Here is a 12,402-nt window from a genome sequence, read left to right on the forward strand (position 1 = left end):
ACGGGGATGGCATTCGAGGCACGCATCGCGCGCGGTCACGGCGTCGAGGCCGTGTTCGCGGCGCGGGCCGACCGGCTCGAGCGCGCGCTGGCAGAGGCGACCGCGCGCGGTTGCGCGGGCATCGTGAGCTTCGGCACGGCGGGCGGGCTCGCACCCGATCTCGCGCCGGGCGCGCTCGTGATCGCGGACGCGATCGACGGGCCGTTCGGCCGCGTGCAGACCGATCCGGGCTGGAGCGCGCGGCTCGTCGCCGCGCTGCACGACACGCCGGTGTGGGCGCGCGTCACGCGCGGCACGATGGCGGCAGTCGGCGCGCCGGTGGTCAGCGAGCAGGAAAAGGCGTCGCTGCATCGCACGAAGGGCACGCTTGCCGTCGACATGGAATCGCATATCGCCGCGGCCTTCGCGGCGTCGCGCGGCGTGCCGTTCGCGGTGTGCCGCGCGATCGTCGACCCTGCGTGGCGCACGCTGCCGCGCGCGGCGACGGCCGGCCTGCGCGACGACGGCAGCACGGCCATTCTGCCGATCCTGAGCGAGCTGCTGAAGCAGCCGTCGCAGCTTGGCCCGTTGCTGCAGGTCGCGGGCGATGCGCGCGCGGCGCGCACGACGCTGATCCAGGCGCGGCACGCGTTCGAACGTGCGGGCGCGATGCGGATCGTCTGACCGGCGCTCGCCGCGTTCGGCTTCTCCTCTCCCCCTTCCCTTTTTCGTTTTCCGGACACGCAAAAAAAAGAGCGCTGCATGATGCAGCGCTCTTCGGCTTGCGGGCGGATGCCGTGCGCGTTACTGCGCGGCCGGACCGCTCGCGGGCACCGTCGGCATCGCCGGCGCGATCGGCGCGCCGTTGGCGGCCGGCGCGGTCGTCGCCCCGACCGACGCAGCCGCAGGCGCCGCTGCAGGCGCACTCGAAGGCGCGCTCGCAGGCATACTCGCAGGCGTACTCGCAGGCGTACTCGCAGGCGTCGCGCCGTCCGCACCCGGATCGTCATACTTCGGCAACCCCGGCGCAGCCGGCGCGTTGTTCGGTGCGGCACCCTCGCCCGGATCCTCGTAGTTCGGCAACCCCGGCACGGCCGGCGTGGCCGCCGGCACGGCGCCCGATTCACCCGGCTCGGTGTAGGTCGGCAGCGTGCCCGACGACGACTGGCTGCGATACGTCAGCGACTTGCGCTGCTGCAGGTATGCGTCGCGCACGAACGAATACGGATCGAGCGCGGCCTGCTTCAGCAGGTCGGTTGCGCCGAGCAGGTCCGAACGCGCGCTGATGAACTGCGCGATGTACATCGGATTGCGCACGGCCGGCTCGATGTAGTTGAGCAGGTTGAAGCGAACGTCCACCGCGCGGCCGACGCCATCGCGGATCGTGCTCGGCCCGAACACGGGCAGCACGAGGTACGGGCCGGACGGCACGCCCCAGCGCGCCATCGTCAGCCCGAAATCCTGATGATGCTTCGGCAGCCCGGCCGGTGTCGCGATGTCGATCAGGCCGCCGACGCCGAACACCGAGTTCATCGCCACGCGCATCAGATCCTCGGTTGCATCGGTGATGCGGAGCTGCAGCAGGTTGTTCGCGATGTTGCCGAGATCGCCGAGGTTCGAGAAGAAGTTGCTGATCGCGGTGCGCACGGGCGTCGGCGTGACCTTCTGGTACCCCTTCGCGATCGGCTGGGCGATGTTCGTGTCGACGGTGTCGTTGAACTTGTACATCGCCCGGTTCATCGGCTCGAGCGGGTCATTGGGGTTGCGGTTCGGTCCCGTCGCGCAGCCGGACAGCACTGCGGTGGCGGCAACGGTCGCCGCAATGATTCGCACCTTATTCATTGATTCCTTGCGATTGGTTCTTGGCGCGTTTGACGCGCGGTTTGCCCATCAGGACGGGCTGGAACACCACGGCGCCGATCAGCGTGCAGGTCAACGCCAGCGCGAGCAGCTTGCCCATGCTCGACGTGCCCGGATGATGCGACAGCCACAGGCTGCCAAAGGCGGTTGCCGTCGTCGCGGCGCTGAACAGCACCGCGTGCGTGAGGCTCGAATGCAGCAGGCCCGTCTGGCCCCCGCGCCATGCCATCACGAAGTACACCTTGAACGCGACGCCGACGCCGAGCATCAGCGGCAGCGCGATGATGTTCGCGAAGTTCAGCGACATGCCGAGCACGACGCACATCTCGAGCGTGACGAGCCCCGACACGAGCAGCGGCACCAGCGTGCGCAGCACGTCGCCGAAGCGTCGCAGCGTGATCCACAGCAGGATCGTGATCGACAGGATCGACCACAGCGCCGCATGCAGGAACGCGTTGATGATCGTGTCGGCCGAATGCAGGATCGAGATCGGGCCGCCGATCGCGCCCGGCTCGGCGGCCTTCACCGCCTTCGCGAAGCGGCGCAGCATCGTGTCGTCGTTCGGATCGACGCCCGTCGGCACCTTCGGCGAAATCTGCACGAGCGCGTGGCCATCCGGCGCGATCCAGTCGCGCACGAGCTGCGGCGGCAGCGATTCGCGCGTGATGTCCTGCGGTTGCAGCAGCGTCGCGAGCTGATTGAGCGCGATGCGCAGCGTGTCGGAGAACGCGCGTTCGGCGCGGTCGCGCGTCGCGGCATCCGCGGCGGCGAGCTTCGCGAGCGATGCCGACAGATGCTGCGCGGCGGCCGCGCCCGGGCCCGGGTGATCTTCGGCCGCGTAGCTCAGCAGGTCCGACACGCGCTTGAGCGCGGCGACGCGCTGCGCGTCGGTCGCGGGCGGCGCGGCCGGCTGCGTCAGCGCGGGCAGCAGGTCGCTCGCGGCGGCGGCGATCGCCGCACGCTTGGCCGGCTGGTCGGCCGGCACGAAGGTCGACAGCGTCGTCGTGCGGCCCACTTCCGGCAGCGCGTCGAGGCGCTTCGCGGCCGCGTCGGCCTCGGCGAGCGACGGCGCGAGCAGCGTGACGTCGTTGACGGCCGCTTCCGGCGAATCCTTCAGCGCGAGCAATGTCGCCATCGATTCGCTGTTCGGATCCTTCAGATGCAGCGGATTGAAGTCGAAGTGCAGGAACGCGAGCAGCGGCAGCGCGCCGATCACGACCACGAGCGTGCCGATCAGGATCGGCTTGCGATGGCGATCGAGGTAGTCGTCGACCGGCGCGAGCCACGGGAAGCCCGGCGTCTTCGATTCGCCCGGCGGCGCGAACAGGCGCAGCAGCGCCGGCAGCAGCGTGAGCGTGGTGAGCAGCGCGACGAACATCCCGACGCCTGCGATCAGGCCGAGTTCGGACACGCCGCGATAGGCGGTGGGGATGAACGAGAAGAAGCTCGCCGCGACGGCCGCGGTGGCCAGCGCGAGCGGCATGCCCATCGAGTGCGCGGCGCCGATCAGCGCGTGATCGATGCGCGGATCGCGGAAGCGTTCCTCGCGGTACTTCACACCGTACTGGATCGAGAAATCGACGCCGAGGCCGACGAACAGCACCATGAACGCGACCGAGATCATGTTCAGCGAACCGACCATCGCAAGGCCGAGCGCCGCGGTCACGACGAGGCCGACGAACAGCGTGACGAGCACCGAGCCGATCATCCGCTTCGAGCGCAGCGCGAGCCACAGGATCACGAGCACGGCGAGGAGCGTGAGCGCGCCGTTGAGCGCGGCGCCGTCTTCGACCGACGCGAATTCGTCGTCGGCGAGCGGTTGTTCGCCGGTCAGCCGCACGACCGCGCCGTAGCGTTGCTCGAGGCCGAGCGCTTTCGCCGTGTCGCGGATCACCTGGGTCGTCTCGGCACCGGCCTTCAGCGCACCGTAGTTGACGACCGGCTGCACCGTGACGAACGCGCGGGCCGGCTGGCGCGCGGCATCGCTGTCGACCAGCCCGCGCCACGAGAACGCGGCGGGCTTGCCGGCCAGCACGTCGTCGACCGTCGCGGCGCTGCGCGCGAGCAGCTTCGCCATCGCGGGCAGCTTCACCTGGCCGGTCAGGAGCGGCTGGCCGAGCGTGGTGGACAGCGTGGTCGCGAGCCCGGTCAGGCTCGGGTTCTTCGCGAGTTCGTTGACGAGCGGCCGCGCGCTCGCGAGCTGTGTCGTCGTGTCCGACACTTCCTGCGGCGACAGGAACAGCAGCCCGTTGTGCTCGAAGAACGGGCCGCCACCGGGTTCGGCGACCTGGCCGATGCGGCCGGCGTCGGCCTGCTTCTGCAGGGCTTCGGTGAGCGTATGCGCGGCGGCGGTTGCGAATTCGGGTGCCGGGGCCTCGACCACCGCGAGGATCGTGCCGTTGCGTTGCGGGAAGGCCTTGTCGACGGCCTGGCCGAGCGCGGCCCACTGGGGTTCGGCATCGACGAGCTTGCTGATGTCCGTGTTGATCTTGAAGTGCTGCGCGACGTAGACGCCGCTGAAGACGGCGACGACGAGCGACAGCACGACGACCCAGACGGGGCGGCGTACCGACCATGCGACGAGTCGGACAATGAGAGATGTCACCATGTGGCGGCGGGGAGGGGCTGGCAAGGACAAAACAACGAGTATACCGGCGCAACGTGGCGTCGGTCGCGACGTTGGAGCGTAAAGGGGCGGGAAGGATATTTGCTCCGCAGCGCAGGAATCGGCGCGCGGGGCCCGGCGATTTGTATGGGGATGCTTACATAATCGACTGGCGTCGCGCCGCGACGGGGCCTGTGACAAAAGGGGTTGAAAGGTAACAGTCGGTCACCGCGCGGCAGGCCGGCCGCCAGGCCGCTATACTTCGACCCACCGGCCAATGCCACCGATGCAATTCGCCGGCTGTTTTTTCTCATCGAGTGCGATATCCGTATGAAACGTCATCTCTTTGCTTTCGTCGCGGCGGCCGCCGTGTCGGTTTCCGCTTTCGCGCAGAGCGCGCCCGTCGACATCGTCCGTAATGCGGTCGAAGGCACCGTCAACGCGATGAAGGCCGATCCGGGCGCGCGCGGCGGCGACATGGCGAAAGTCACGCAAGTCGTCGAGCAGCGCTTCCTGCCCGCGACGAACTTCGAACGCACGACCCGCATCGCGGTCGGCGATGCCTGGAAGCAGGCGACGCCGCAACAGCAGCAGGAGCTGTACAAGCAGTTCAAGCTGCTGATGACGCGCACCTATGCCGCGTCGCTCGCGCAGCTCGGCGGCCAGGACGCGAAGTTCTCGTTCAAGGCCGGCGGCGCGTCGGGCGCCGATGCGCTGGTGCAGTCGACGGTCACGACGCCGGGCGACAGCCAGTCGGTCGGCTACCGCCTCGGCAAGGTCGGTAGCGACTGGAAAATCTACGACATCGACATGTCGGGCGCGTGGCTGATCCAGGTCTACCAGGGCCAGTTCAAGAGCCAGCTCGCGTCGGGCGGCATCGACGGCCTGATCGCGTATCTGCAGAAGCACAACTCGCGGACGAACTGATCGCCGCCAGTCGGCCGGCTGTTCAGCATGTCGGCATGCATCAAGGGCGCCCTCGGGCGCCCTTTTCGTTGCGGGTTCGCGGTGGCGGCGTCATGTTCGGCACGACGCAACGCCGGTGTCGGGGGGGCTACCGCCGCCGATGCTCGACCGCGAACTTGATCAGCTCCGCCTGCCCCTCGATCTCGAGCTTGCGCTTCAGATTGAGCCGGTGCGTTTCCACCGTGCGCACCGAGAGCCCCGTCTGCTGCGCGATCTGCTTGCTCGACAGCCCCTCGGCCAGCGCATCGAGGATGTCGCGTTCGCGCGGCGTCAGGCGGTCGAGCGGCGACGCGGTCGCGCTCGCCTGGATCATCCGCGCGGCGAGCCCTTCGCTGAAGAACGTCTGCCCCGTGAGCACCGCGCCGATCGCGCGCACGATCTCGCTCGCGGGTGAATCCTTCAGCAGATAGCCGCTCGCGCCGGCGCGCACGGCCTGCGTCACATATTCGACGTTGTCGTGCATCGACAGCATCAGCACGCGAATCCCCGGAAAGCGCTCGTGAAAGACGCCGGCGAGTGTGATGCCGTTCATCCCGTTCATGCCGACGTCCATCAGCGCGAGATCGGGCTCGAGCGACGCGGCGAGCGCGAGCGCCTCGTCCGCGTTGCCGGCTTCGCCGACCACGGACAGGTCGGCCGCCTCGAGCCGCATCCGCAGGCCGTCGCGCACCAGCGGGTGATCGTCGACAAGCAGCAGTCGGGCGGCGGGCCGGGCGATGTCGGGGGCGCTCATGGGCAAAGGTCTCCGGTTACGGGGCGCGTGGTCAGGCGGCGCGCAGCGGCACGCGCGCGGCCACGACGGTGTGGCCGACCTGCGACGTGATCGTCAATGTGCCGCCGAGCGCGTCGAGGCGCTCGCGCATGTTGCGCAGCCCGATGCCGCGGCGCGCGTCGGTCTGCGACCGCTCGGCATCGAAGCCGCAGCCGTTGTCGGCGATGGTCAGCGTGGCGGAATGCGCGCCGACGTCGAGCGTGACGGCCGCGCGCGACGCCTGAGCATGATGCACGATGTTGCTGAGCGCTTCCTGCGCGATCCGGAACAGCGCCGTATTGACCGGCGCGGGCAACGGCCGCGCGCCGCTGTGCGCCACCTGCGTATAGCCGATGTCGATGCCGCTTTCCGCGCCGAGTTCGCGCACGAGCTGCTCGAGCGCGGCCGCGAGGCCGAGATCGTCGAGCATCGCCGGGCGCAGCGCATGCGAGATGCGCCGCACTTCGCGCAGCGTGTCGCCGAGACGTCCGACGCCCGACGCGAGCGCCTGCTCGGCTTCGGGCATGCGCGTCGCACCGCGCTCGAAGCGCGCGAGCGCGGATTCGAGCATCAGCTTCGCGGACACCATCATCTGGCTGATCCCGTCATGCAGTTCGCGCGACAGCCGCTCGCGCTCCTGTTCCTGCGATTCGACGACACGCTGCGCGAGCTGCTTGAGCTTCGCGTCGGCGCTGCGCGACTCGCTGACGTTCAGCACCAGCGCGCAGACGGCGATCGCCGCCGCGCCGGTCAGCGCGATCGCGGTGAGCCAGCTCATCGTCCGCTCGATGTTCGCGGACGCGCGCGCGTCGATGCGTTGCAACGCGTTGTCGACGTCGTCGAGATAGATGCCGGTGCCGACCATCCAGCCCCAGCGTTCGAGCGCGACGACGTAGCCGAGCTTTGGCGCGAGCTTGCCCGTCGACGGCCGCTGCCACGTGTAGCGCACGTAGCCGCCGCCGTGCGACGCGGCGCCGATCAGCTGCTGGATCGTCAGCGCGCCCTGCGGGTCGCGCATCGACCAGTAGTTGTGGCCGACGCGCTCGGGCTCGCGCGGATGCATCAGCGCATTGCCGTGCAGGTCATATACGAAGAAATAGCCGTCGGGGCCGAAATCCATCTTCTGCAGCATCGCGAGCGCCTGGGTGCGCAGCAGCGCGTCGTCGCGCGCATTGCGGCCGCTCGCGTCGTACAGCGGCATGATCGCGCTCGTCGCGAGCTCGACGTAATGCTTCAGCTCGACTTCCTTGCTCGACAGGTAGGCGGTCTGGATCGTCGCATGCTGCGTGCGCGCGAGCGACGTCGCCTGCTGGCGCACGCCGAAGCCGATGCCGGCGATCGCGAGCAGGAATGGCACGATGGCCAGGAGGAAAATCTTTGCCTTGAGTCTCATGGTGGTGTGAAGCGGGCGCGGGCCGGCCGGCACATGTGTCGCGCGGCGGCGAGCCGACATTGTCGGCGATTTCGCCCGGGGTCGGCGGGGCGGCGGCCTGCCGTGGCTCAGGCGCGCCGCGGCGTGCGATCCAGGCTCTCGGCCGTCTGCACGACGACCCGGTTGCGCCCGCGTTCCTTGGCCCGGTACAGCGCGTCGTCGGCGAGCTTCAGCGCGGCCTGGATGCTGTCGTCGCGTTCCGGGTAGCAGGTCGTCACGCCGATGCTCGCGGTCAGGCGGTCGGACGAGCCCGTGGCGTGCCGGATGCCGAGATCGAGGATGCCGGTGCGGATCGCTTCGGCGATCGTCACGGCGCCGGGCGTGTCGACGTCGGGCAGCACGACGACGAATTCCTCGCCGCCGTAGCGGGCCGCATAGTCTGCCGGGCGCCGCAGGCAGCCCGCGATGCAGCGGCCGACCGCGGCGAGCGCGTCGTCGCCGGCCTGGTGGCCTTGCGTGTCGTTGTAGCGCTTGAAGTGATCGACGTCGACGAACAGCAGCGACAGCGCGTGTTGCGAGCGTGCCGCGCGGCGCCATTCGCGCGCGAGCGTGACGTCGAGCATCCGGCGGTTGTCGAGGCCGGTGAGGCCGTCGGTGCGCGCGAGCGCCTGCAGTTCGGTTTCCGCACGGTGCCGCTTGCGCAGCTGCACGTCGAGCAGCAGCGACAAGCTGGCGAAGCCGAGCGCGAGCATGACCATCGCCGAACCGATCGGGATCGCACGGTCGTACCACGCTGCGTAAGTGTCGGCTTCCGAGCGCGCGACCATGATGATCAGCGGCACGTTTTCGAGATGCCGGAACACGTACAGGCGCCGCACGCCGTCGATCGACGCGGTATCGGCGAAGCTGCCCTCGTTCGCGGTCATGAAGTGCCGGAACGTGCTGGCCTTGCTGATGTCGCGGCCGACGATCGCCGGATCGTACGGCTTGCGCGCGACCATCCGGCCGTCGGTGTTGATCAGCGCGACGGAGCCGCGATCGCCGAGCGCCAGGCGCGAGAACAGGTTCTGGAAATATTCGAGCCGGATCGACATCACGGCGACGCCGCCGAATGACCCGTCGGGCCGCGTGATACGCCGGCTGAGCGCGATGCTCAGCGAGCCGCCGCGCAGTCGGGAATGGTACGGATCGCTGATGTACAGGCCGACGTCCGGGTGGTCGCGGTGCACCGTGAAATACGGTTCGTTGGCGAAGTTGGCCTTGCGAGGCACATCGCTCATGCCGTCGACCGCGATGTCACCGTTCGCGTCGAGCACGTAGATGCCGCCGAGATATTTGGCCGTCGTCGCGCGGTCGAACAGCACCTGGCGGCGCAGCGACAGCGGCAGCCTGGCGACTTCGGGATCGTTCGAGCCGTCGACGACCGCCTGTAGCGACAGCGAATAGATCTCGATGTTGCGCTCGATGTCCCACGACGCCATCAGCGCGATGTTCTGCTGGGTGGTGCGCGCGATATCGCGTGCGTCGATACGGCCTTCGTACAGCACGATGGCGCACAGCAGCAACAGGAGCAGCGCGATCAGCAGCCCTGAATAGAAGATCAGGTGCGGCAGCAGGAACCGGCGAAATTGCGCGGCGATGCGGCCCGTCAGACCGGATTCGCTGGGCATTGCGTAGTCGGTTTCTGCCATGGTCCGTGGATCGATGGGCATCTGCGCCAGGCGGCGGGCCGATGCGATTGTTCGTATGATTTGCCGGCGGCGATCCGGTATGCGGTCTCCGATGCGCATGCCGCCCGATCGACCGGAGAACGGGAGCCGATCATCGATGATTGCGGCCAGATAAACCGCAAAAATCACTCCGTTCACCGGAAGATTTGGCCGCGATCCGACGATCCGACGATCCGACGAATCGGGCGGCGCGGATTGATCCGAGTATAACGCGCGTATTCGTATGCGCGGAGAATGTTGCGGACCGTTGATCCGGATCAACTTATCGCCGTGGCCGACACTTGCCAATCGCGCGTGGAGCGTTGCGGCGCAAGGCTTTGCGCCAGGGGCAGGAGCGGCGCGAATTCCACGCTGGCCGGTTTTACTGCTTTAACGGCCGGTGAAGCAGGAACTTGAGGTCATGCGATACGGACCGATTATCCATTTCGGTATCCGCATGAATTCGCAGATGAAAAACGGGCGGCCACGATGGCCGCCCGTTTCGCGAAACCGCATGCGGGAAAGCCCGCATGCCAAGGGTTTACGCGCCGTGCTGCTGCGCCTTGTACGCGAGCCGGAACCGATGCAGCAGCGGCTCGGTATAGCCGCTCGGCTGCGACGTGCCCTGCAGGGCCAGCGCGCACGCGGCCTTGAATGCCGTCGACTGGTCATAGCCGGGCGCCATGGGGCGATAGTTCGGGTCGCCGGCATTCTGCTGATCGACGACGCGCGCCATCCGCTTGAACACGTCGAGCACGAACGCCTCGGTGATCACGCCGTGGCGCAGCCAGTTCGCGATGTGCTGGCTCGAGATGCGCAGCGTCGCGCGGTCTTCCATCAGGCCGACGTCGTGAATGTCCGGTACCTTCGAGCAACCGACGCCCTGTTCGACCCAGCGCACGACGTAGCCGAGGATGCCCTGCGCGTTGTTCTCGACTTCGCTCAGGATCTCGGCCTCGCTCCACTCGGCGCGTTCGACGACCGGCACGGTCAGCAGGCCTTCGAGCAGCGCGTCGCGTTCGCTGGCGTACGGCGTCTTCTCGAGTTCCTGCTGGACAGCCTGCACGTCGACGAGGTGGTAGTGCAGCGCGTGCAGCGTCGCGGCGGTCGGGGACGGCACCCACGCGGTGTTCGCGCCGGCGCGCGGATGCGCGATCTTCTGCTCGAGCATCGCATGCATCAGGTCCGGCATCGCCCACATGCCCTTGCCGATCTGCGCGCGGCCGCGCAGGCCGGCCGACAGGCCCGCGAGCACGTTGTTGCGCTCGTACGACTGGATCCATGCCGACGACTTCATGTCGCCCTTGCGGATCATCGGGCCGGCTTCCATCGCGGTGTGCATCTCGTCGCCGGTGCGATCGAGGAAGCCGGTGTTGATGAACGCGACGCGCGCGGCGGCGGCGGCGATACAGGCGGCGAGGTTCACGCTCGTGCGGCGCTCCTCGTCCATGATGCCCATCTTCAGCGTGTTGCGCGGCAGGCCGTACAGGTCCTCGATGCGCGCGAACAGCGTGTCGGCGAACGCGACTTCGACCGGGCCGTGCATCTTCGGCTTCACGATGTAGATCGAGCCCGTGCGCGAGTTGCGCTTCGCCTTCAGGTCATGCAGCGAGCACAGCACCGTGACGACGCCGTCGAGGATGCCTTCCGGAATCTCGTTGCCGTCGCGGTCGAGCACCGCGCCGTTGGTCATCAGGTGGCCCACGTTGCGCACGAACAGCAGCGAGCGGCCGTGCAGCGTCAGCGTGCCGCCGGCCGGCGTCGTGTATTCGCGATCGGCGTTCAGGCGGCGCGTGAAGGTCTTGCCGCCCTTCGCGACTTCCTCGACCAGCGTGCCCTGCATCAGGCCGAGCCAGTTGCGATACAGCTGGACCTTGTCGTCGGCGTCGACCGCCGCGACCGAATCCTCGCAGTCGATGATCGTGCTGACCGCGGCTTCGAGCACGACGTCCTTCACGTTCGCGAGATCGGCGCGGCCGATGGGGGTCGACGCATCGATCTGGATCTCGAGGTGCAGGCCGTTGTGCTTCAGCAGGATCGCGGACGGTGCGCCTGCCGCGCCTTGATAGCCGACGAACTGCGCCGGCTGCGCGAGATGCACGACACCCTTGCCGGTTTCGACGGCGAGCTGGCCGTCCTCCACGCGATAGCGCAGTGCGTCGCGGTGCGAGCCGCTCGCGAGCGGCGCCGCGTTGTCGAGCACTTCACGCGCGTAGTCGATCACGCGCTGGCCGCGCGTCGGGTTGTAGGCCGTGGTGCGTTCGGCGCCGCCGTCCTCCGGCAGCGCGTCGGTGCCGTACAGCGCGTCGTACAGGCTGCCCCAGCGTGCGTTCGCGGCGTTCAGCGCATAGCGCGCGTTCGACAGCGGCACGACGAGCTGCGGGCCGGCCTGCGTCGCGATCTCGCTGTCGACGTGCGCGGTGGCTGCCGCGACGTTCGACGGGACCGGCACGAGATAGCCGATCTGTTCGAGGAACGCGCGATACGCGGCATGGTCGCGCACCGGGCCGGGGTGCGCGCGATGCCACGCGTCGAGTTCCTGCTGCAGGCGGTCGCGTTCCGCGAGCAGTTCGCGGTTGCGCGGCGCGAGGTCGTGCACCAGGGCCGAGAAACCGCTCCAGAATGCGGTCTTGTCGATACCGGTGCCCGGCAGTGCTTCGTTTTCAATGAACTGGCTCAGCGCTGGCGCGACTTGCAGTCCTGCTTGGTCGATCATCGTGATTCCTCCCGGGGAATGAAAAACGCGCGCGGATCAGGCCGCGACGCTTTGTGTGCCGGCGCGGGCGATCTGCGCATCCTGTTCGGAATTTACGCCAGACACACCGATCGCGCCCGCAATGCGGCCTTCCACCGTCACCGGCACGCCGCCTTCGAGCAACCCCGTCAGCGGCACGCTCAGAAACGCCGTGCGGCCACCGTTGATCATATCCTCATACGCCTTCGTCTCGCGACGGCCGAGCGCCGCCGCGCGCGCCTTGTCCTGCGCGATGCAGGCGCTGGCCGCCGATGCACCGTCGAGGCGTGCGAACGCGAGCAGGTGCCCGCCGTCGTCGACGATGGCGATCGACACGGCCCAGCCGTGACGCTCGGCTTCCGCGCGGGCGGCGGCGAGCATGCGGTCGACGTCGGCGAGTTCGAGTTCGGGCTTCGTTTTCATGGC

At 68.5% G+C, this 12,402-nt stretch carries 9 protein-coding genes; 2 read left to right on the forward strand and 7 right to left on the reverse strand.

All coding sequences use genetic code 11. The features are described 5' to 3' along the window. Positions 1-6 precede the first annotated feature (6 nt). Positions 7-663, forward strand: coding sequence for a phosphorylase (locus BTE28158_RS22775; RefSeq protein WP_239007429.1), 657 nt, complete (start codon positions 7-9; stop codon positions 661-663). 120 nt (positions 664-783) lie between these two features. On the opposite strand, the gene BTE28158_RS22780 is transcribed toward BTE28158_RS22775, so the two are convergent. After that, positions 784-1,821, reverse strand: a complete 1,038-nt coding sequence (locus BTE28158_RS22780) for an MlaA family lipoprotein (protein WP_174920093.1) — start codon at positions 1,819-1,821, stop codon at positions 784-786. Beyond that, the gene (gene hpnN, locus BTE28158_RS22785) at positions 1,814-4,447 is read right to left on the reverse strand and encodes a hopanoid transporter HpnN (protein ID WP_174920095.1); all 2,634 of its coding nucleotides are present in this window, start codon (positions 4,445-4,447) and stop codon (positions 1,814-1,816) included. Before hpnN ends, BTE28158_RS22780 begins: the two co-directional genes overlap by 8 nt. 327 nt (positions 4,448-4,774) lie before the next feature. On the opposite strand from hpnN, the gene BTE28158_RS22790 reads away from it, so the two are divergent. Then, positions 4,775-5,371: an MlaC/ttg2D family ABC transporter substrate-binding protein gene (locus BTE28158_RS22790; RefSeq protein WP_059467381.1), complete on the forward strand. Its 597-nt coding sequence runs from the start codon at positions 4,775-4,777 to the stop codon at positions 5,369-5,371. Positions 5,372-5,498: 127 nt separating this feature from the next. Here the strand turns inward: BTE28158_RS22790 and BTE28158_RS22795 are convergent, their stop codons facing one another. From BTE28158_RS22795 to BTE28158_RS22815, 5 genes are all read right to left on the reverse strand, one after another. After that, positions 5,499-6,143 carry a response regulator gene (locus tag BTE28158_RS22795; protein ID WP_059604649.1) on the reverse strand — a complete coding sequence of 215 codons (645 nt, stop codon included), beginning with the start codon at positions 6,141-6,143 and terminating at the stop codon, positions 5,499-5,501. Positions 6,144-6,174: 31 nt separating this feature from the next. Continuing rightward, positions 6,175-7,554, reverse strand: coding sequence for a cache domain-containing protein (locus BTE28158_RS22800; RefSeq protein ID WP_151051582.1), 1,380 nt, complete (start codon positions 7,552-7,554; stop codon positions 6,175-6,177). Between the two features lie 107 nt (positions 7,555-7,661). Then, a complete protein-coding gene (locus BTE28158_RS22805; RefSeq protein WP_151051584.1) occupies positions 7,662-9,224 on the reverse strand; it encodes a sensor domain-containing diguanylate cyclase in 1,563 nt (520 codons plus the stop codon). 559 nt (positions 9,225-9,783) lie between these two features. Then, entirely contained in the window at positions 9,784-11,958 is a 2,175-nt protein-coding gene (locus BTE28158_RS22810) for a malate synthase G (RefSeq protein ID WP_151051586.1), read from the reverse strand. A gap of 36 nt (positions 11,959-11,994) precedes the next feature. Continuing rightward, on the reverse strand, positions 11,995-12,399 hold the full coding sequence (locus BTE28158_RS22815; RefSeq protein WP_151051588.1) for a GlcG/HbpS family heme-binding protein: 405 nt from the start codon (positions 12,397-12,399) through the stop codon (positions 11,995-11,997). Between the last annotated feature and the right edge of the window lie 3 nt (positions 12,400-12,402).

Source organism: Burkholderia diffusa (genome assembly GCF_902499115.1).
GTDB classification, from domain to species: Bacteria; Pseudomonadota; Gammaproteobacteria; order Burkholderiales; family Burkholderiaceae; genus Burkholderia; species Burkholderia diffusa.